The organism is Acinetobacter sp. AM (genome assembly GCF_003105055.1).
In the GTDB taxonomy this organism is placed as follows: Bacteria; Pseudomonadota; Gammaproteobacteria; order Pseudomonadales; family Moraxellaceae; genus Acinetobacter; species Acinetobacter tibetensis.
On the sequence record NZ_QETG01000014.1, the window covers coordinates 45,801 to 66,928 of the forward strand.

The following is a 21,128-nucleotide window of genomic DNA, read 5'->3' on the forward strand; positions in this document are numbered from 1 at the left end:
CAAAATAAAACAGTAAGAATCAGAATTACAAAGAATCAAGGAGAGTGATTCAAATGACACAGGTACGGTTAAGCTATGCGTATGGAACCAGCAGTCAACCTTTATTGGGCATGACGATTGGTGAAAAATTTGATCAGGCATGTGCGCAATATGCAGATCAAGATGCTGTGGTCAGTGTGCATCAGAATGTACGGTTAAGCTATAAAGAGCTACAAGCACAGGTAAATGCTTTTGCTTGTAGCTTACTCAAACTGGGGTTCAAAAAAGGCGATCGGCTTGCCATTTGGTCACCCAATTGTGTGGAATGGACCATTACTCAATTCGCTGCATTTAAAGCAGGCATTATTCTCGTCAACCTAAACACTGCGTATAAAAGTAACGAGCTAGAATACGTGCTGAATAAGGTGTCGTGTAAAGGTTTAGTCATTGCATCGCAATTTAAAACCACAAATTATCAAGAGCTTTTAACCAAAATTGCACCTGAGCTGCAAGAAGCTGAAGATAAAATCTTAAATGCGCTACGTTTACCTCATTTAAAACACGTGATTAAAATTGATGATGCCGTGCATACTGGTATTCATCGTTTCCAAGATCTGTTGGGGCAACCTACCGCAAAACAACTTAATCATTTAGAAGGGGTTGCAAGTGAGTTGCAGTTTGATGAAACCATTAATATTCAGTTTACTTCTGGAACGACGGGCAACCCGAAAGGCACCATGCTCACGCACAATAACATTTTAAATAATGGTTATTTTGTCGGTGAAGCGATTCATTTAACTCCGCAAGATCGCGTGTGTATTTCAGTCCCTTTGTTTCATTGTTTTGGCATGGTGATGGGGAATTTAGCCTGTATTACACATGGTTCAACCATGGTCTATCCATCGGCTGTATTTAATCCATTAGACACCTTAAAAGCCATTCAGCAAGAGAAATGTACAGCAGCTTATGGTGTGCCCACCATGTTCATTGCCACTTTAGAGCATGAACAATTCAACGACTTTGATTTGAGTAGTTTACGTACAGGCATTATGGCAGGTAGCCCGTGTCCGCGCGAAATCATGCAACGTGTCATGGAGCGAATGCACATGACGGAAATTACCATTTGTTATGGCATGACCGAAACGGCACCTGTAAGTGCGCAAAGCTCGACCAGTGATACGGTGGAACAACGTGTCGGTACGGTAGGTCGCGTACATCCGCATTTAGAAATCAAAATTGTGGATGAAGCAGGCAAAGTCGTACCGCGTGGCAAGCTAGGGGAACTGTGTGTTCGTGGTTATTCAGTGATGTTGGGTTATTGGGAAGATGGTGAAAAAACCCAAGAAGTGATTGATAACGCGCGTTGGATGCATACGGGTGATATTGCTGAAATGGATGATGACGGCTTTGTAAAAATTAAAGGTCGCATTAAAGATGTGGTGATTCGTGGCGGTGAGAACCTGTTTCCGAAAGAAATTGAAGATTTCTTATATACCCATCCAGATGTCAGCGATGTACAGGTCATTGGTCTGCCAGATGCACGTTATGGTGAAGAACTATGTGCCTGTATCATTTTACATGAGCACCATGAAACCACGGAAGAAAGTATTCGACGTTACTGTGCTGAACATATTTCACATAATAAAGTACCACGTTATGTGCGTTTCTTTACAGAGTTTCCAATGACCGCATCTGGTAAAGCACAAAAATTCCGACTTCAAGAATTTATGCGTAAAGAGCTGAATTTACTGGAAGATATTGCATAACGTGATCTTCTGACTTGGAGTTTCCCTTTACTCTGCTTCAGGGTAAAGGGAAAAAATGAAAAAGTCTGAATAAATCAAACAGAATAAGGAAATCATGATGGAACTTCGTCACGATTGGACTCGCGCAGAAATACAAAATCTATATCAGCAACCCTTTTTAGATTTGGTTTTTCAAGCACAACAAATCCATCGACAAAATTTTAATGCGAACCAGATTCAGGTCAGCACTTTATTATCGATTAAAACAGGCAAATGCCCTGAAGATTGCAAATATTGCTCTCAATCTGCACGTTATGATTCAAAACTAGAAGCAGAAAAGCGTATTGCTGTAGACAAAGTGATTAGTGAAGCCAAAGAAGCATTAGAGTCTGGTTCTTCTCGCTTCTGTATGGGTGCTGCATGGCGTAACCCGCATGAGCGTGATATGCCTTATGTACTTGAAATGGTTCGTGAAGTCAAAGCTTTAGGTTTGGAAACTTGCATGACTTTAGGCATGTTAAATCAGTCTCAGGCTGAACGCTTAAAAGATGCAGGACTCGATTACTACAATCACAACCTTGATACTTCGCGTGAGTATTATTCAAATATCATCAGTACCCGTACGTTCGATGATCGTTTAAATACGCTTGAATATGTACGTGGTGCAGGCATGAAAGTCTGTAGTGGCGGTATTGTTGGTTTGGGTGAAGACACTGCTGATCGTATTGGGCTATTACTTGAACTTGCGACTTTACCTATTCACCCAGAATCTGTGCCAATTAACATGTTGGTTCCAATTGAAGGCACCCCATTGGCAGATGTAGAAAAGCTCGATGTGACTGAATGGATTCGTACCATTGCTGTTGCACGTATCATTATGCCAAAAAGCTATATTCGACTTTCTGCGGGTCGTGAATCATTGACTGATTCAGACCAAGCCTTGGCATTCATGGCTGGTGCAAATTCCATTTTCTCAGGTGAAAAACTGCTGACGACGCCAAATGTCGCACAGGGCAAAGATCAACAATTATTTCAAAAATTAGGTTTAACGGTTGAAAAGACAAAACCATCCATTGCGGAACTGACTTTGGATGCAATGTCGGTGGCTTAAGCAAAATCTGAAAGCAGTACGCAATGATGAAAAGCATTTAGCACATTCATATCGTCTGCATAACAATTAAATAGAGTGCAATATGGCGAAAGACTTTAATAACCAACAAGTAGTGGATGGATACGATGACCATATCCGCAAGCTTATTCCAGGCTATGAGTTAACGCATCAGCAAATCGATGCCATTTTAACTCATCATTATGCCGAACAAGAACATGTAGACATTCTGGTGGTGGGCTGTGGAACAGGATATGAAATTCAATATTTGGCGCAAAAGCACCCAACTTGGAACTTTACTGCGCTAGATCCATCACATGTCATGTTATGTAAGGCAAAGCAACTTCTAGAAAAGAAAGGTGTTTTAAGCCGTATTCGCTTTATTCATGGCGATACAAAATCCATCGGTACAACTCATACTTTTGACGCTGTATTATCTATTCTGGTGGCTCATTTTATTCCATTGGAATCAAAGCAAAACTTCTTTAAAGACATCTTTACTCAACTAAAGCCCAATGGGATGCTGCTGACTTATGACTTAATGAAAGAAACCGAAGCACATGAGATTTTTGTACTAAAGCAACTTTGTGAAAATAATGGCTTAACCACAGTTCAAAGTGAAAAAATGGTTGAACGTTTACAGCAAGATTTTTTCTTGGTGTCGCCAAGAATGGGGCAGCAACTCTTATCTAATGTTGGATTTAAAAAAGTTAAAACCTACAGCCAAATTCTAAATTATTACGGATTTTGTGCAGTGAAATAATGCCCATTGAAACAACAAACTTAATTAAGGAATACACAAAAGAATAAGGATATGAATATGCCTGCTTATTATCGTTTAATACAACGCGAACAACATGCGGATGGGAGTGTAACTGCACATTATCAATCAAATATTCATGCGCAAGGTGCTTGGAATCCGCATGAGCAACATATGGCACCTGCAACAGGCGTAATTTGTGCAGAATTGGAACAATTTTTACCCCGAGATGACATGCGAATAGGGCGCATTAGTCTCGATATTTTTGGTTTAATTGGATTTGGCGATTTTAGTATTAGCACCCGTATGATTCGAGGTGGGAAAACCATTGAGTTGATTGAAAGCGAAATGCAAGCCAATGGTAAAACCTGTATTGTTGCCCGTGCATGGAAAATGCTTACACAGGACACGCATAGTATTGCGGGACTTGAAGACCAAAAAGTTCAGCATCCAGAGCAATTACCTATTTGGGATGGCATGAAATGCTGGCCAGGTGGATATATTCAGAGCATTGAAACCCGTACGGAAGCGTCCCGTAGGGCAGGAAAAGGACTCGTTTGGCTAACCAACCAATGTAACATGGTGGAAGGTAAAACCACGTCAGATTTTGTCAAACTGATGGGCATGGTGGATACTGCAAATGGTGTTGTGCCACGCCAAGACCCTCAAGCGGGCTGGGCATTTCCAAATTTAGATTTGCAAATTCATTTGTATCGCATTCCTCAGGGACAATGGTTAGGTTTAGACGTCGAACAGCAATATGGTACAGATGGTATTGGTCTGACCAGTGCTGTCCTGCATGATGTACATGGCCCTTTTGGTCGCAGCGAACAAATCTTAACCTTGCGAAAACTCTAATCTAAGCCATAAAAGCTAAAGTTGAATGATACATTGCTGACTTAAGTTTTTAAGCTCAGCATGATTCACTTGAACATTGCTCCATTTCGCCATTTGCTGAATCAGCCATTCAAAATCTTCAACTTTAGGGGTAGCCGTATCTTCAATTAAATTTCGGATAATATTCTGAATTTTATAAAATTCTTGAACATGGATACGATCTGAACACTCAAATTGTAAAACCTCATATTCAGTTAATAATGCCCAAATCTGGCTAAAATCCTGCATGGTTTTGATTTCATGCTGTGCTTTTTGAATGGCTTGAGTAATTGCTTGTAAAGTATTCGGATGTGCTGTAGCCCATTCTTTGGTCACAGCTAACACTTTATCGGCAATTTCAGGAATGATATTCTGGCTAGAAGCCACGATCTGACTCAATCCTAAGACTTCGCCTTGAGTATTCCAAGGCTCCCCAACACAGAAACCATCAATCACATTATTGCTCAATGCTTCTACCATATAAGGTGGCGGTAAAATTCTGAGTTTAATGCTTTGGGCTAATTCTGCATCTGCCAATGCGAGCCATTCACGAATGCAAAAATGATGAATAGAATTGGCAAATACATGTGCCAATTGAATATTTTGTCCATTTTGAATCGCGGCAACAACTTTAGCTGCGACTTCCGTTGCGGTGTCGTTATGGGTAATGCCCAGATCAAAACATAATTTCTGACTTAAACTGATATAAGCGCGATTTACACTTAAAACCAAAGGTGTTTGAAACGGAATGCCAATATGATCTGTGCCTATTGAGGCTGCGGGTAAAATACCTGATAAACAGTGTGCTGCATCTAATAATCCAAAAGCCAAACGGTCTCGCAGACTGGCCCAAGAGGCTTCTTTAACCAGTGTGACATCTAATCCAAGCTCATCAAAATAACCACAATGTTTTGCCCAAAGTATAGAAATACAGTCGAGCAATGGAATATAGCCAAGTTGAATATGTGTTTTTTCGAGTTCTAGCATAGCTTAATCCTTCAACTTGGTTTGTAGTAATTCTTGCGCATCGAGTAGGCGACGTGCCATTTCTCCCATAGTAATTCGATGGCTCATGGCATTTTTACGGAGTAATTGAAATGCTTGATCTTCAGTGAGTTGATGCAGTTGCATCAAAAGAACTTTGGCTTTCTCGACATCTTTACGATCGGCCAGTTTATTCTGGGTTTCCTTTAAATCTGTCAGTAATTTCTTATGCTTTTTGAACTGTTCAATAGAAATCTCTAAAATACTGTCCAATTTTGCAGGATCAATACCATCGACAATATAAGCGGTAATTCCAGCATCAATGGCACTTTTAATCATCTCTTTTTGGCTGTTTTGGGTAAACAGCACAGTCGGTAAATCAAACTGGCTCACACAACTTTCAATAATGTCACGATGCGGATGATCCATATCCAGCAAAATGACATCGGCCTGTAAGTGCTCTAATTTGAACATATTTAAATGATCGATGGTTAAGCAGGCCACCACGTCAAAATCGTGCTGAAGCAGTGAATCTTTTATATAGTTGGCACGATCTTGATCATCATCAATCAGGGCAATTTTAAGCTTTGGCATATTTGAGCTATCGCTATTGGGCTGCTAATCAGGGCAGAACTGATGTTTATTTTGTAGCATTAACAAGCAATAAACATGCCGATGTACCATTTTGGTGATTAAACATACAAAACAATACAAATAAGCAAATCCTAAAATTTATCTGTGCACCATTACAAAGCAAAATGTGCAATTTAGTGGCAGAAGCTCAAATTCCGATGTTTTTCTAGTAATTATCCAATACTTGAGATTGAACATAATTTCAGCTTCAATATAAGAAAACATAGTTATTTATAAATTTATTCAAATAAAATAGTAACTTAAGTTAATGGTATTAATATTGGCATAGCAATTGCATTATCCCTTATGAGTCAAAGACGACTCTTAAAAAATTTGTAAGACGGCCAACGATGTCCGTTCTGATCGACCTGTAAAGCAGAGAAACCTGCCGAGTGGGAATTTATATACGTTCAGTTCAGGAAGGAGAGGGTTATGTCTTCAAATTTATATGAGAAAAAAGCCACAACAATAAGTCTTTTTAATTTTAAGACTTCAGCGATGCGAGCCTTCCACATGAGTTGGCTCGCCTTTTTTGTCTGCTTCTTTGCATGGTTTGCCTGTGCACCGCTCATGCCTGTCATCGCAGGCGAATTTCATCTGACTAAAGATCAAATTGCGAATATTAATATTGCAGCCGTTGCGATTACGATTTTGGTTCGCTTGATTGTTGGTCCACTCTGTGACAAATACGGTCCACGTAAAACTTATACCGCATTACTTATTCTTGGCAGCATTCCTGTATTTGGCGTTGCATCGGCCAACAGTTATGAATCTTTTCTGTTCTTTAGACTGCTCATCGGTGCAATTGGCGCAAGTTTCGTCATCACTCAATACCATACCAGCATTATGTTTGCCCCGAATGTTGTCGGGACTGCAAATGCAACTACTGCGGGTTGGGGAAATGCAGGTGGTGGTGCCACTCAAGCTTTAATGCCACTTCTACTTTCAGCTTTAGTGATGTTCGGTGTCGAACAAGCTATGGGGTGGAGAATTGCCTTACTTGTTCCTGGCATCATGATGCTGATTGTGGGCGGGCTGTACTGGAAATACACACAAGATTGCCCACAAGGCAACTTTAAGGAATTACGCGCTCAAGGCATTCAAGTTGGCAGTGAGAAAAAAGGTGGCTTAAACATCTTAATGCATGCAGCCCGTAACTATCGTGTCTGGATTCTATTTGGCTCTTACGCGGCATGCTTTGGTATCGAAATTTTTATTCATAACATTGTGGCCATGTACTACGTCGAAAACTTTGGCTTTGGACTAAAAGAAGCAGGTTTGGCTGCGGGTATTTTCGGACTTTTGGCACTGTTTGCTCGTGCTTTGGGTGGCATTATTTCTGACAAAGTGGCAACCAAAAAGGGTTTGGATGGTCGTACTAAAGTCTTGTTCGGCATGATCCTTATGGAAGGTCTGTTCCTGATCGTATTCTCACAAATGAACACTGCGATGTTGGCCATTTTAACCATGACAGTGTTTGCCTTGTTCACCCATATGGCTTGCGGCGCAACCTATGCATTGGTGCCATTTATTGATCGTGATGCCTTAGGCGGGGTTGCAGGCATTATTGGCGCAGGCGGCAACGTGGGTGCGGTTGCAGCAGGCTTCCTCCTCAAAGGTGTCTTAGATATTCAAACTTGCCTCATGGTTCTGGGTGGACTGGTGGTGATTGCAGCAAGTTTTGTGCTCATGATTCGCTTTTCGGTTGAACATAAAGAGAAAGAACAACGTCTATTTGAACAAGCCGTGCTTGATCGTAACAACATGGCATAAGTAAAAAAATTTAAGGAGAAAGAATATGAAACTACTTATGATTGGTCACGGTATGGTCGGGCACAAGTTCATCGAGAGTGTACTTGAGCAGGCAGGTGACGAAGTAGAAATTACCATTTTGGCAGAAGAACCACGTTTGGCATATGACCGCGTGCATTTAACTGAATACTTTTCTGGTAAAACTGCCAAAGATTTATCACTTGCACGTGCAGACTTTGCCGATGCCTATGGAATAGACCTGCGTTTAAATACCAAAGCCACTGCAATTGATAGCCTCAATAAAACCGTGACCACCAATCAGGGTGAAACACTTAGCTATGACAAATTAATTTTAGCCACAGGTTCTTATGCTTTTGTACCGCCAATTCCGGGTAATGAACGTCAAAACTGTTTTGTTTACCGTACCATTGAAGACTTAGATGCCATTAAAGCTGCCAGTTTAAATGCAAAAACAGGGGTGGTGATTGGTGGTGGCTTATTGGGACTAGAAGCCGCAAAGGCACTTTGTGACCTGAACCTAGAAACGCATGTGGTGGAATTTGCGCCACGCTTAATGGCCGTGCAAATTGATGACTTAGGCGGCAAAGTACTACGCACTAAAATTGAAAACCTCGGGGTTAAAGTTCATACCCAAAAAGCCACTCAATGTATTGAAGATGGGGCATCCGCAGTTCATGTAATGAAATTTGGCGATGGCTCAGAACTCGAAACGGATATCGTTTTATTCTCGGCAGGTATTCGCCCACGCGATGAACTTGCACGTTTAAGTGGTTTAGCCATTGGTGAACGTGGCGGTATTGTGATTAATGATTATTGCCAAACCAGTGATGAAGATATTTATGCCATTGGTGAATGTGCGCTTTGGAACAATAAAATTTTTGGCTTAGTGGCACCGGGCTATGACATGGCACGTATTGCAGCCAAGCATGTGATGCAGCAAGAATGCAATATTTTCGCTGGTGCAGACATGAGCACCAAATTGAAGTTAATGGGGGTAGATGTCGCATCTATCGGTGATGCACATGCCATGACTCCAAATTCGTTAAGCTATTTCTATGCCGATGAAGCTGCATTGGTATATAAAAAAATCGTGGTGAATGCAGAAAAAACCCAACTTTTGGGTGCTGTATTGGTGGGTGATGCCAAAGAATATAGCGACTTGCTACAAATGATGCTGAACGGTCTGGCATTACCCGAAGTTCCAGAAAGTCTCATTATGCCAGGGTTTGCGGACTTAGGCGCCAAAGCAGGCGGTAGCGGTGTCGATTTACTGCCAGACAGTGCCACCATCTGTTCATGTAATAACGTGTCGAAAGCCGATATTTGCCAAGCCATTAGTGACGGCTCGACCTCTTTGGGTGCGTTAAAGAAATGTACCAAAGCTGCGACGGCTTGTGGAGGGTGTGCACCATTAGTAACGCAGGTATTGAAGTCTGAATTACAACGTCAAGGCGTCACGGTCAATAATCATATTTGCGAACACTTCCCATACTCACGTCAAGAGCTGTATCACTTGGTTCGTGTGAATGAAATTAAAACCTTCGACGATTTGATTCATCAGCATGGGCATGGTTTGGGCTGTGATATTTGTAAACCAACGGCTGCAAACATTTTGGCTTCTTGCTGGAATGATTTCGTACTTGAACCAAGTCATGCAGGTTTACAAGACAGTAACGACTACTACTTAGGAAACATCCAAAAAGATGGTTCTTACTCCGTTGTACCACGTATGGCAGGAGGTGAAGTCACACCAGATGGCTTAATTGCTGTAGGTCAAATTGCCAAAAAATACAACCTGTACACCAAAATTACGGGCGGGCAACGTGTTGATATGTTTGGCGCGCAAGTGCATCAACTGCCGTTGATTTGGGAAGAGTTGAATGCCGCAGGTTTTGAATCTGGTCATGCTTACGGCAAATCATTACGTACGGTTAAATCTTGTGTCGGCAGTACATGGTGCCGTTATGGTGTGGATGATTCAGTCGGTTTAGCCATTTTCCTCGAAAACCGCTACAAAGGTTTACGCTCACCACATAAATTAAAAATGGCAGTTTCGGGTTGTACCCGTGAGTGTGCAGAAGCTCAAGGTAAAGATGTTGGCGTGATTGCCACTGAAAAAGGTTGGAACCTCTATGTCTGTGGTAATGGTGGCATGAAACCACGCCATGCAGAATTGATTGCATCTGACTTAGATACCGAAATGCTGATTCGCTATATCGACCGTTTCTTTATGTTCTACATTCAAACCGCGGATCGTTTACAACGTACCAGTGTATGGCGCGACAACATGGAAGGTGGCTTAGACTATTTAAAATCCGTGATTATTGAAGATTCACTGGGTTTAGCCACAGAACTTGAACGTCGTATGCAGCACATTGTTGGGACTTATCAAGATGAATGGCGTACCGCAGTTGAGAACCCTGAAATTCGTAAACGTTTCCAAACCTATATCAATGCCAATGCTGAGCAGCAAGCTGATCCGCATATTCAATTTACCCAAGAACGCGGACAAATTCGCCCATTAAACAGCGCAGAACGCGCTGAAGACCGTATTCCAATGGTTGAAGCATAATAAGGAGAACGCAAATGACTATTTTAAATGATAAAAATATGCTTCCAGATCAAAACTGGGTTGAGGTCTGTGATTTAAATGACATCACCCCGAATACGGGTGTAGGGGCTTTGGTTGAAGGACAAGCGATAGCTTTGTTCCGTGTAGGGACAGAAAAACGCGTTTATGCACTGAGCAATAAAGATCCTTTCAGCCAAGCCAATGTCATGAGCCGTGGCATTATTGGCGACTTACAAGGTGAACGCGTCATTGCATCGCCCATTTATAAGCAGCATTTTAGTTTAGCCACTGGACGTTGCTTAGAAGATAAAGATCAAAAACTACTGGTGTTCCCAACCAAAATTCAGGATGGTCGTGTTTGGGTGAGTCCTACAGCACAAAAGACTTATATCACCAACAATGGACCTTCTTCAGAAAAAATGAAGTTGGTTTTGATTGGAAATGGTTTGGCAGGTATGCGCTGTCTGGAAGATTTATTGGATATGGCACCAGATCGTTATGAAATTACCGTCATTGGTGAAGAACCGTGGGGCAACTATAACCGCATTATGCTGTCGCCAGTGTTATCAGGTGAAAAAACAGTTGAAGACATTATGCTACATCCACATGCATGGTATCGCGACAAAGGTATGCGTTTTATTGCAGATGATCCTGCCGTCAAAATTGATCGTCCACGCAAACAAGTACATACCCAAACAGGCATTGTGGTGGATTATGACCGACTCATTTTAGCCACAGGGTCTAAACCTTTTGTGCCACCAGTAAAAGGCGCAGATCTAAAAGGTGTCGTGAGTTTCCGTGATATCTATGATGTCAATACCATGCTGGAATATTGTAAAAACAAACCTAATGCCGTGGTGATTGGTGGTGGTTTACTTGGTTTAGAAGCGGCATATGGTTTAAAACGCCGTGGCATGAATGTCACCGTTTTACATTTAATGAATCGAATTATGGAACGTCAACTGGATGATCGTGCCAGTCAAATGCTTCGCCATAGTATTGAACAAAAAGGAATTCGGATTATTACCGAAGCCAATACTGAAGAGCTAATCGGTACAGATGGTCAAGTCAGCCAAGTGCGTTTAAAAGATGGTACTGTGTTAGATGCAGATTTGGTGGTCTTTGCAGTCGGTATTCGCCCGAATATTGGCCTAGCGCAAAGCGCAGGACTCAGAACCAACCGTGGCGTCATGGTGAATGACACCATGCAAACTTTTGACCCAAGTATTTATGCAGTGGGTGAATGTATTGAACATCGCAGTCAGACCTTTGGTTTAGTCGAGCCTTTATGGGGACAAGCTTTTATTTGTGCAAGTCACTTGGCAGAACATGGCAGTTTGACCTTTAAAGCCCCAACGGTTCCGACCCAATTAAAAGTCAGCGGTGTCGATGTATTTTCGGCAGGGAATTTTGAGCCTAAAGAAGATTTTGAAGACATCATTTTAAATGATGAAAAACGTCAAATTTATAAACGCATCATTATTCAACAGGACAAAGTCATTGGAGCGGTCTTGTTTGGAGATACGGAAGATGGCGCTTGGTATGCCGAATTAATTGCAGATCAAACCCCAATTTCCAATATTCGCAATAAACTGCTTTTTGGTCGGGATTTTGCATTAAAAAAAGTAGGCTAATTCAACAACCATTATATTTTTGCTGCCATGAGTTTTAACCTAAGAAGAGGGAGCACCGTATGACCAGTATTCCATTTGTGGAACTCCAAAGTTCGACTGCTCCAGTAACCGAGAGCACAAAAACCACTTGTCCTTACTGTGGCGTGGGGTGTGGTGTGGTCGCACATGTCAAGCATACGGCGCAAGGTCAAGTTGTTAGTGTAGAGGGGGATGTGTCACATCCCTCCAACTATGGAAAATTGTGTATTAAAGGCAGTAATTTGGCGGATACCCTTGGGTTAGAAACGCGCTTATTGCAGCCCATGCTCGGAAGAAATACACAGCAAAAAATCACAACTTGGGATACTGCACTCAATCAAATTGCGCAGCAATTCCAAACTTGTATAGAGCAATATGGGGCTGAAAGCATCGCATTTTATGTATCGGGGCAATTACTGACCGAAGATTATTATGTGGTGAATAAATTCGTAAAAGGCTACTTAGGGACAGCCAATATTGATACCAATTCCCGTCTATGTATGTCTTCTGCTGTGGCAGCACATAAACGGGCTTTTGGTGAAGACATTGTTCCTGCCAGTTATCAAGATTTTGAACAAACGGATATGGTGGTTTTGGTGGGTTCAAATACGGCATGGTGCCATCCCGTATTGTATCAACGGATTATGCAAGCCAAAGCCGAACGCGATATTTTTGTGGTTGTGGTTGATCCGCGTTTTACCAGTACTTGTGAGCAAGCCGATTTACATTTACCCATTCTTCCGGGGCAAGATATCGCTCTGTTTAATGGACTCCTACAATATTTGTATCAACATGGATGTGCCGATCAATCCTTTATTGATGCATATACGCAAGGGATTGAAGCTGCTTTACAGAGTAGCCAAGTAGAACAAAATCTTGAAGATGTTGCTCAACAAACAGGAATTACACTGGATAAATTACAACAGTTTTATGCCAAATTTGCACAGACTGAACGAGTAATGACCTTATTTTCAATGGGGGTCAATCAGTCTTCACAAGGCGTGAATAAAGCCAATGCCATTACCAATTGCCATTTATATAGTGGGAAAATTGGGAAAATTGGGGCAGCACCATTTTCAATGACAGGTCAGCCGAATGCGATGGGTGGTCGTGAAGTGGGTGGTTTAGCCAATATGTTGGCAGCTCATTTAGATATTGATAACCCTCAACATCAGCAATTGGTGCAAAACTTTTGGCAAAGTCCCGTCATTGCTAAATCTGCTGGATTAAAAGCAGTTGATTTATTTGAAGCCGTTGAAAGTGGCAAAATTAAAGCACTTTGGATTATGGCCACCAATCCCGTGGTGAGTTTACCCAATGCAGATCAGGTCAAACGTGCCTTAGAAAAATGTCCTTTTGTGGTGGTTTCGGATATTTGCCAGAACACCGATACGACAGCATTTGCCGATGTTTTACTGCCTGCTTTAGGCTGGGGAGAAAAAGATGGCACGGTGACTAATTCTGAGCGACGTATTTCCAGACAACGGGCATTTTTAGATGCACCGGGAATTGCTCAAGCAGACTGGTGGACAGTTTCGCAAGTGGCAAAAAGAATGGGATTCTCTGGTTTTAATTTTGAAAATGTCAGTGAAATTTTTAACGAGCATGCACAACTTTCAGCCAGTGAAAATGTCCCCTTAGCACAACGTGATGAATCAAAGACCTTCCGTTATTTTAATTTACAAGGTTTAACAGGCTTAACCTTACAAGAATACGATGATCTAAATCCAACTCAGTGGCCAGTATGGGATAAACAACAATCTATTGAAACTGTACGACACATCTATGCCAATGGGAAATTTAGCCATCCTGATGGTAAAGCCAAATTTATTGCTGTAGAAAATATTGCTCCTGTAAATGCCTGTACCAGTGAATATCCTCTGGCGTTGAATACAGGTCGTATTCGTGATCAGTGGCATACCATGAGTCGAACAGGATTATCGGCCAACTTAAGTACACATCGAGCAGAACCATTTTGTGAGATTCATGCGCAGGATGCTTTGAAATATGGCTTGAAAGAAGGTGACTTGGTCGAAGTTGCATCGACTTGGGGACGCTGTGTTTTAAAAACTGCTATTTCTCAAGGTATCCGTCGTGGGCAAGTTTTTGCCCCAATCCATTGGAACGATCAAGTTGCTTCAGATGCCCGCATTGGTCGCGTGGTCAATCCTGTGGTAGATGCTATTTCAGGTGAGCCAGAATTTAAGCACACACCCGTGATGCTGCACCCTTTTTATACGCAATGGCAGGGCGTATTTTATGCCCGCAATGAGTACGCCGCTATGGTCAAGGCCTCTATAGAGGCCTGTGTGTGGTGGACCAAAGTGACCACTGCCAAAGCTGTTCGTTATGAACTGGCAGATCGCCGTAAATACGATGACATTACCAAACATTTAAAAGAACTTTTACCATTTCAAGATGAAAGTTTTGAATGGCTAAATGTCGATGATCATTCGGCACAAATCAGTCATAGCATTGTCTTAAAAGATGGCATCTTGATTGCCAGTTTATATATTGCCCCACGTGCTTTACTGCCAGACCGAGATTGGGTTGCAGGGTTATTTAAGCGTGAGCGATTGAGTGCCATGCATCGTAAAGCATTATTGGCGGGTCAACCGATTTCGATGAACAACAATGAAGGCCCATTGGTGTGTAGTTGCTTCAAAGTGGGTAAAAATCGAATTATTGAAACCATTAAAGAGAAAAACATTAGCAATGAAAAGCAAGTTACAGCTTGCTTAAAAGCTGGAGGCAATTGTGGTTCTTGCTTACCTGAAATTCGCGGCTTAATTAAAGCCTGTCAAACGGAGGATGTGGAATGATTCAAACTTATCCTGCCACTGATCTTATCATTCTTGCAGGAGGACAAGCGCGACGTATGAATGGGATGAATAAACTTTTACAAACCTTTGATGATCAGATTCAACTTTTAAAAATTCATCAAACCCTAAAACATAAGGTGAATTCTATCTGGGTCAATAGTCATCGTGACTATTCACTTTACCGCGCATTAGTGCCGAGCATTGCCTATTATCAAGATGAGGAATCTGGGTTTTTAGGTCCACTGATGGGCATGAAAAGCGCTTGGACACATGTTCCATCGGACTATGTTCTATTTATTCCTTGTGATGTCACTTACATTCCATCCCGTGTGCTTGAGAAACTTCATACCGTACTGGCAAAAAATGCACAGGCAGAAGTGGCTTATGTCGAATTGAATGGACGTGCACTGTATCCATTCTGTTTGTTAAAGCGTCGTGCGTTAGAGCAATTAAACCGAAACATTGAACTAAAACAGTTCAGTCTAAAAAAGTGTTTTGCTGAACTGCACCCTCAAGTCGCAAGGTTTAATCATAAAAACCTATTTTTTCACAGTATTAACTCACTCGATGAACTACAACAGTACCAACAATTACAATTTCTTAACTAAACCCAGAGATAGCACAAAGTTGGAACACTTATTGCTACTTAATTCATAGTTATTAGCACAATGAAAGTGCAATCAGTAAATAAGCACAATCTTTGTGCACTCGGTCATTCCCACATGGAATAACACGCATGACAGTATCTATGGTAGAAACCCATGCTGCATTTATAGATCAATTTGGTCGCAGCAAGCGTAAACTTAGAATTTCAGTGACTGATCGCTGTAATTTTAAGTGTGTCTATTGTATGCCTGAACATCCTGAGTGGATGAAGAAACATCAAATTTTGAGTTTTGAGGCATTGTTTCAGTTTTGCCAGTTTATGGTGCAAAACGGGATTGAGCATATCCGCATTACAGGTGGGGAACCTTTAATGCGTCAGGGTGTTGTGCATTTTGTTGCGGAACTACAAAAGCTGAAAAAAATCGGACTGAAACAAATTTCGATGACCAGCAATGGTCATTACTTAAAAAAATATGCGCAAGATTTAAAACGTGCAGGGCTAGACAATATTAATGTTAGTTTAGACAGTTTAGATGCCGCACAGTTCTTTCAGCTCACTCAAAAACAGCTTCAGCCTGTATTGGAAGGCATTCAAGCTGCTTTAGACGTCAGTTTACCAATTAAAATCAATAGCGTACTGATACAAGGAAAAAATGAAGATCAAATTATTCCCTTGGTGCAATGGGCAAAAGACCTCGCTATTCCACTACGTTTTATTGAATTTATGCCTTTGGATGGGGACCGACATTGGACCACTGAACATGTGGTCAGTGAACGGCAAATTTTAGATACGCTTGCAACCAAATTCAGTATAAAACCCTTAACAGAGCATACCCGAAGCCCAGCCAGACAGTATTGGGTCGATGGGCATCAAATCGGCATTATCTCCACCATTACCCATGCTTTTTGTGGCGAATGCGATCGTGTTCGACTGACTGCTCAAGGTGAATTTTATAACTGTTTATTTGCCCCCCAAGGGCTAGTGCTTAAAACTGAAATTGAGCAACTTCAGACTGAGACAAAACAAAATGCAAGTCTGTTACAGCAGAAACTTGAATCTTATATCTGGAATAAGAAATCAGGTTTTCATGCCATTCAGGCCCAACAAACCGATAGAAAAATTAGTATGCACATGATCGGAGGTTAATATGTTGCAATCAAATTCAACCATCCAAATTAAAATTGAAGCTTATGGTGCAGTTGAAAAATTATTGCCTGAAAACCTTGTGATTTACAGCCCGCCCAATAGTGATATCGGGGCAGCCTTAAGCCAAGTCATGACACTTTATCCTGAAGCAAAAAACCTGATTGAACGCTGTGCTTGTGCAGTGGGTGAAGACATTATCCCGCGTCATTTCGTTATTGAACATGCAATGACCCTCGTATTGCTATCGCCAGTGGCGGGAGGTTAAGTCAGATGAGTTTGAAGAATTTCCCACGTGTTCAAACCACCGCATTAACGCAAAGTGATTTTGATGGTATTCAACATTTTCCTGAATGTGGTGGTATTGGCATATTTATCGGGACGGTACGTAATCACCATGAAGGTAAAGCGGTCAAAGCATTGAAATATACCGCTTATGCTCCTGTTGCCGAAAAAATGATTCGTGCCATTGAGCAAGACATTCAAGCTAAATATCAAGTGTCTTATGTTCGGGTGGTTCACCGCATTGGTGCTTTAGATATTGGCGATACTGCAATTATTGCTATGGCTTATGCAGCACATCGTCAAGAAGCCTTCCAAGCCTGTGAAGAAGCAGTGGAACGGGTCAAGCATGAAGTCCCTGTCTGGAAAGAAGAGTTTTATACAGATGGTAGCAGTCAATATGTAGAAGGTTGCTGTATCCGTAAAGATCAGGATTATGCTGCCGTTACAACGCCTGTTGCGTCACAGACCCATCATGGATCATGCCAACACCATCATCACACAGCAACGGCAGCCGTTTAATATTTAGCAATAGGAAAGCATCATGAAAAATGTAGGCATGAAAGCCGAAAGCTATAGAACCGCAGTAGCAACAGGTATTTTGTATGCGCCTGCACATTGTATTGAACTGCTCCGCAATGGCAATACTGAAAAGGGCGATGCACTAAAAACTGCCCGTATCGCAGGAATTCTTGCAGCAAAGCGTACCGATGAACTGATTCCCTTGTGTCATCCTTTACCCATTTACCGTGCAGATGTGGAATATGAACTATTCGAGCAACATGTCTTCATTACAGCAACAGTTGAAACGATTGGTCCAACAGGCGTGGAAATGGAGGCATTAACCGCGGTGAGTCTAGCGGGATTAACCCTCTATGACATGCTCAAACCACATTGCGAACCAGAAGATTTATGCTTAGACCAATGTAAACTGGCGAAGAAAAAAGGGGGCAAATCTCACTATACTCGCGCGCTAAAAGATGCCATTCCTGCTTCAATCATTGTCCTCTCCGATACTGTTGCCGCAGGCAAAAAGCCTGATACCGCAGGTTTAAATGTGTTGGAAATCCTTGAAGAAGCCAATTTTAAAGAGATTGCGTATCAGGTGATTCCAGACAGCCCTGAACAACTGTTGGCATTAATCGAACAGCAAAAAAATGAGTATCCTCTTATTCTAACCGTGGGTGGAACGGGGCTTGGTCCGAAAGATCTTACCGTAGAAACCTTACAGCCCTTAATGAAACGTGAAATTCCGGGGCTGATGGAAGCCTCTCGTAGTTTTGGTCAGAAACGTACACCTTATGCAGCGCTTAGCCGTGGTGTTGCAGGTTATATCGATCAGAGTTTAGTGATCACTTTACCAGGAAGTCGTCAGGGTGCGAAAGAATCCCTCATTGCAATTCAACCTGCATTAATTCATCTGTTTGATGTACAGAAAAATATTCCCCATGCAGGAGGGTATCAATAATGTCGGGTTGTGGTGCTGAAACAGGACTGATGAGTGTAGATCAAGCCCTTGCGACTATTGTAGATCGAGTTCATGCATTAGCCAGTGAAAGTATTCCATTGCAACAGGCATTGAATCGATACTTAGCAGCAGATATACACTCTGAAATTAATTTGCCCTTGTTTAGTCAAAGTGCGGTCGATGGTTATGCCATATGCAGCAATCAACCAATCCTAGAGAATTCCAAGTTTGAATTAGTTGGTGAAATTCGAGCAGGGCAAGATCAAAACTTGCAACTTGAAAATGGACAGGCACTACGTATTTTCACAGGCGCAAAAATCCCTGAAGGTACAACAACCGTTGCACGGCAAGAAATTGTCACACCATTGGGTTCTCATCAAATTCAAATTAGTGCAGCTTTACAGGCACACACCGACATTCGTGATGCAGGAGAAGAACTCAGTAAAGGACAACTACTGGCAAACCAAGGACAGTATTTAAGTGTTGGAGCAATTGCTGCACTGGCGATGGCAGGAGTTCAACAGGTTGAGGTCTATCAATTTCCCAAAATTGCTGTGGTCATTACTGGAGATGAAGTCGCTAAAACACTAGATGATTTTAGTGCGGGTAAAATTTTTGATGCGAATGCCCCGTTAATCCAAGCATGGTTTGAACAACAGCAGCAAAACGTCAACATTTACCATGTCGAAGATACCGAACTGGCGCTACAACAGTTGATTCAACAACTCAAACAAGAGTGTGACGTAATTTTGACCACAGGTGGTGTTTCAGTCGGAGACTATGACTTTGTTCGACCCGTTGCATTAGAGCAGGGCTTTCAGCAAATCTTTTGGAAAGTGAAACAGAAACCCGGTAAACCAATGCTCTTTGCAGAATATCAACGTACATCTGGCGATGCATGCTATTTATTAGGACTGCCGGGGAATCCCGCTGCGGTATTTGTCGGCATGCAAATTTATGGCGCTACTTTATTAAAAACATTACAAGGTCAGACTCAATTACCAAACTGGTTTAGTGCAAGCTTAAAGCAATCCATCAAAAGTGATTCGAGAGAACGCTTTCTTAGAATGCACGCACATTTTGAGCAAGGACAATTATGGGTCGAAAATTTATCGAAACAACAATCACATATGCTGAGTAATTTGATGGACGCGAATTGTTTGGTTCGAATACCCGAAAATCAGGTTTTAAGTGCAGGATCAACGGTACAAGGGATTTTTCTGTAAGCAAACCACTATCGTTAAATTAAGAGGTTGGAATTGTATGAAAATTAAACCTGCTTTAGTCCTTGTTACAACTTGCTGTTTGAGCAATCTAAGTCATGCCGATACAGTAAAAATCTATGCCGCAGCCAGTTTAACCAATGCTTTAACTGATATTTCCAAACAGTATCAAACACAATATCCAAAAACTAAGATTGTGCCTGTGTTTGGCGCATCTTCTGCCTTAGCCAAACAGATAGAAGCGGGTGCAGGTAGCGATATCTATTTCTCTGCGGATTTAGATTGGATGAATTATCTGGTACAAAAACAGAAAATTAGCGGTAAGCAAGTGCATCCTTTTTTATTGAATCAATTGGTCGCAATTAGCTCGCGTCAATTAAATATTCCGTTTCAGGCCAAACCAGCATTTAACTTTGCAGGAGCTTTTCAGGGATACCTGTGTACAGGGCAAATGGAATCGGTTCCTGCGGGGAAATATGCCAAGCAAAGTTTAATTAAACTGAATTGGTTCAATGCTTTAAAAGGTCGAATTGTAGGAACCGATGATGTGCGTGCTGCTTTAGCTTTTGTTGAACGCGGGGAATGCACTGTTGGAATTGTCTATAAAACCGATGCACTCATTAGCCAGAAGGTTAAAATTATTGGGACTTTCCCAGCCAATTCACATCATCCAATTATTTATCCTATTGCACTTACTCAACAAGGCGTAGCAAATCAAGATGCTATACAGTTTGAAAAATATGTACGGACGAATAGCCAAGCAAAGCAAATTTTTCAACGCTATGGTTTTGTTTTAAAACAATAGGACTGAATCCATGTTAAGCCCAGAGGAACTCAGTGCATTATATTTATCAGCCAAAGTCGCGTTATTTGCGACCTTGCTGAGTCTGCCTTTTGCAATTGCTTTGGCTTGGGTTTTAGCACGTTATGAGTTTCGATTTAAATTTTTGTTAGAAGCCATCTTACAAATGCCGATGGTATTACCTCCTGTAGTTTTGGGCTATTTACTCTTGGTTTTATTTGGGCAACAAGGCTGGATTGGGCACTACTTAAATGAACTGGGTATTCAGGTGGTTTTTAATTGGAAAGGCGCCGTACTCGCCTCAATGATTGTGGCTTTTCCCTTGATGGTACAGCCTATTCGTCTGTCTTTTCAATTGATTAATCAACAGCTTGAACAAGTGGCGGCAACTTTAGGCGCCAGCCCGATACGGGTGTTTTGTAGTATTAGTTTACCTTTGGCAATTCCTGGCATCATTATTGGGAGTATCTTGTGTTTTAGCCGTAGTCTGGGTGAGTTTGGTGCAACCATTACTTTTGTTGGCAATATTCCAGACGAAACACGCACGATACCGATTGCAATTTATTCATTTCTGCAACAACCCAACGGTGAAGAAATGGCAATACGCTTAGTTGCACTTTCTATGCTGTTAGCCTTTAGTGCATTAATTGCCAATTATATGATTTTGCAGAAATATCAAAAACGATTAGGAGTTTAAGT

18 protein-coding genes are annotated in these 21,128 nt (G+C 41.7%); 16 read left to right on the forward strand and 2 right to left on the reverse strand.

What is annotated here, in order from left to right; genetic code table 11:
* Window positions 1-53: 53 nt before the first annotated feature.
* The 4 genes from DCO44_RS09145 (at window position 54) to DCO44_RS09160 (ending at window position 4,450) form a co-directional block, all read left to right on the forward strand.
* Complete coding sequence (locus tag DCO44_RS09145; RefSeq protein ID WP_116761196.1) at window positions 54-1,745, forward strand: AMP-binding protein; 1,692 nt, start codon at window positions 54-56, stop codon at window positions 1,743-1,745.
* A 97-nt stretch (window positions 1,746-1,842) separates the two neighbouring features.
* Window positions 1,843-2,835, forward strand: coding sequence for a biotin synthase BioB (bioB, locus tag DCO44_RS09150; RefSeq protein WP_116761200.1), 993 nt, complete (start codon window positions 1,843-1,845; stop codon window positions 2,833-2,835).
* Window positions 2,836-2,917: 82 nt separating this feature from the next.
* Window positions 2,918-3,595 (forward strand): class I SAM-dependent methyltransferase, encoded by a 678-nt coding sequence (locus DCO44_RS09155; protein WP_116761202.1) that lies wholly within the window; start codon window positions 2,918-2,920, stop codon window positions 3,593-3,595.
* A gap of 57 nt (window positions 3,596-3,652) precedes the next feature.
* A complete protein-coding gene (locus DCO44_RS09160) occupies window positions 3,653-4,450 on the forward strand; it encodes a thioesterase family protein (protein ID WP_116761204.1) in 798 nt (265 codons plus the stop codon).
* Window positions 4,451-4,465: 15 nt separating this feature from the next.
* Here DCO44_RS09160 and DCO44_RS09165 read toward each other — a convergent pair whose 3' ends face one another.
* Window positions 4,466-5,455: an ABC transporter substrate-binding protein gene (locus DCO44_RS09165; protein ID WP_116761206.1), complete on the reverse strand. Its 990-nt coding sequence runs from the start codon at window positions 5,453-5,455 to the stop codon at window positions 4,466-4,468.
* 3 nt (window positions 5,456-5,458) lie between these two features.
* Entirely contained in the window at window positions 5,459-6,046 is a 588-nt protein-coding gene (locus DCO44_RS09170) for an ANTAR domain-containing response regulator (protein ID WP_116761208.1), read from the reverse strand.
* Between the two features lie 471 nt (window positions 6,047-6,517).
* Between DCO44_RS09170 and DCO44_RS09175 the strand changes: the two genes are divergently transcribed.
* From DCO44_RS09175 to modB, 12 genes are all read left to right on the forward strand, one after another.
* Entirely contained in the window at window positions 6,518-7,858 is a 1,341-nt protein-coding gene (locus DCO44_RS09175; protein ID WP_116761210.1) for an MFS transporter, read from the forward strand.
* 25 nt (window positions 7,859-7,883) lie between these two features.
* A complete protein-coding gene (gene nirB, locus DCO44_RS09180) occupies window positions 7,884-10,430 on the forward strand; it encodes a nitrite reductase large subunit NirB (RefSeq protein ID WP_116761212.1) in 2,547 nt (848 codons plus the stop codon).
* Window positions 10,431-10,444: 14 nt separating this feature from the next.
* Window positions 10,445-12,064, forward strand: a complete 1,620-nt coding sequence (gene nirD / locus DCO44_RS09185; RefSeq protein ID WP_116761214.1) for a nitrite reductase small subunit NirD — start codon at window positions 10,445-10,447, stop codon at window positions 12,062-12,064.
* Window positions 12,065-12,123: 59 nt separating this feature from the next.
* Window positions 12,124-14,904, forward strand: coding sequence for a nitrate reductase (locus tag DCO44_RS09190; protein WP_116761216.1), 2,781 nt, complete (start codon window positions 12,124-12,126; stop codon window positions 14,902-14,904).
* Window positions 14,901-15,512 carry a molybdenum cofactor guanylyltransferase gene (gene mobA, locus DCO44_RS09195; RefSeq protein ID WP_116761218.1) on the forward strand — a complete coding sequence of 204 codons (612 nt, stop codon included), beginning with the start codon at window positions 14,901-14,903 and terminating at the stop codon, window positions 15,510-15,512. The genes DCO44_RS09190 and mobA overlap by 4 nt, the downstream gene beginning before the upstream one ends.
* Before the next feature lie 128 nt (window positions 15,513-15,640).
* On the forward strand, window positions 15,641-16,657 hold the full coding sequence (gene moaA, locus DCO44_RS09200; RefSeq protein WP_116761220.1) for a GTP 3',8-cyclase MoaA: 1,017 nt from the start codon (window positions 15,641-15,643) through the stop codon (window positions 16,655-16,657).
* Window position 16,658: 1 nt separating this feature from the next.
* Complete coding sequence (locus DCO44_RS09205; protein ID WP_116761222.1) at window positions 16,659-16,922, forward strand: MoaD/ThiS family protein; 264 nt, start codon at window positions 16,659-16,661, stop codon at window positions 16,920-16,922.
* 5 nt (window positions 16,923-16,927) lie between these two features.
* Complete coding sequence (locus DCO44_RS09210) at window positions 16,928-17,458, forward strand: molybdenum cofactor biosynthesis protein MoaE (protein WP_116761224.1); 531 nt, start codon at window positions 16,928-16,930, stop codon at window positions 17,456-17,458.
* 22 nt (window positions 17,459-17,480) lie between these two features.
* Window positions 17,481-18,404, forward strand: a complete 924-nt coding sequence (gene moaCB / locus DCO44_RS09215) for a bifunctional molybdenum cofactor biosynthesis protein MoaC/MoaB (protein ID WP_116761226.1) — start codon at window positions 17,481-17,483, stop codon at window positions 18,402-18,404.
* Window positions 18,404-19,630, forward strand: a complete 1,227-nt coding sequence (locus tag DCO44_RS09220) for a molybdopterin molybdotransferase MoeA (RefSeq protein ID WP_116761228.1) — start codon at window positions 18,404-18,406, stop codon at window positions 19,628-19,630. The genes moaCB and DCO44_RS09220 overlap by 1 nt, the downstream gene beginning before the upstream one ends.
* A 37-nt stretch (window positions 19,631-19,667) precedes the next feature.
* Window positions 19,668-20,432, forward strand: coding sequence for a molybdate ABC transporter substrate-binding protein (gene modA, locus DCO44_RS09225; protein WP_165815703.1), 765 nt, complete (start codon window positions 19,668-19,670; stop codon window positions 20,430-20,432).
* Between the two features lie 10 nt (window positions 20,433-20,442).
* The gene (gene modB, locus DCO44_RS09230; RefSeq protein ID WP_116761230.1) at window positions 20,443-21,126 is read left to right on the forward strand and encodes a molybdate ABC transporter permease subunit; all 684 of its coding nucleotides are present in this window, start codon (window positions 20,443-20,445) and stop codon (window positions 21,124-21,126) included.
* Window positions 21,127-21,128: the final 2 nt, after the last annotated feature.

Coding starts and splice junctions, on each gene's coding strand:
- moaA (WP_116761220.1), top strand. CDS start 15,641: ATGACAGTATCTATGGTAGAAACCCATGCTGCATTTATAGATCAATTT.
- bioB (WP_116761200.1), top strand. CDS start 1,843: ATGGAACTTCGTCACGATTGGACTCGCGCAGAAATACAAAATCTATAT.
- DCO44_RS09190 (WP_116761216.1), top strand. CDS start 12,124: ATGACCAGTATTCCATTTGTGGAACTCCAAAGTTCGACTGCTCCAGTA.
- DCO44_RS09175 (WP_116761210.1), top strand. CDS start 6,518: ATGTCTTCAAATTTATATGAGAAAAAAGCCACAACAATAAGTCTTTTT.
- modB (WP_116761230.1), top strand. CDS start 20,443: ATGTTAAGCCCAGAGGAACTCAGTGCATTATATTTATCAGCCAAAGTC.
- moaCB (WP_116761226.1), top strand. CDS start 17,481: ATGAAAAATGTAGGCATGAAAGCCGAAAGCTATAGAACCGCAGTAGCA.
- DCO44_RS09170 (WP_116761208.1), bottom strand. CDS start 6,046: ATGCCAAAGCTTAAAATTGCCCTGATTGATGATGATCAAGATCGTGCC.
- nirB (WP_116761212.1), top strand. CDS start 7,884: ATGAAACTACTTATGATTGGTCACGGTATGGTCGGGCACAAGTTCATC.
- mobA (WP_116761218.1), top strand. CDS start 14,901: ATGATTCAAACTTATCCTGCCACTGATCTTATCATTCTTGCAGGAGGA.
- DCO44_RS09145 (WP_116761196.1), top strand. CDS start 54: ATGACACAGGTACGGTTAAGCTATGCGTATGGAACCAGCAGTCAACCT.
- DCO44_RS09210 (WP_116761224.1), top strand. CDS start 16,928: ATGAGTTTGAAGAATTTCCCACGTGTTCAAACCACCGCATTAACGCAA.
- DCO44_RS09155 (WP_116761202.1), top strand. CDS start 2,918: ATGGCGAAAGACTTTAATAACCAACAAGTAGTGGATGGATACGATGAC.
- nirD (WP_116761214.1), top strand. CDS start 10,445: ATGACTATTTTAAATGATAAAAATATGCTTCCAGATCAAAACTGGGTT.
- modA (WP_165815703.1), top strand. CDS start 19,668: ATGAAAATTAAACCTGCTTTAGTCCTTGTTACAACTTGCTGTTTGAGC.
- DCO44_RS09165 (WP_116761206.1), bottom strand. CDS start 5,455: ATGCTAGAACTCGAAAAAACACATATTCAACTTGGCTATATTCCATTG.
- DCO44_RS09205 (WP_116761222.1), top strand. CDS start 16,659: ATGTTGCAATCAAATTCAACCATCCAAATTAAAATTGAAGCTTATGGT.
- DCO44_RS09160 (WP_116761204.1), top strand. CDS start 3,653: ATGCCTGCTTATTATCGTTTAATACAACGCGAACAACATGCGGATGGG.
- DCO44_RS09220 (WP_116761228.1), top strand. CDS start 18,404: ATGTCGGGTTGTGGTGCTGAAACAGGACTGATGAGTGTAGATCAAGCC.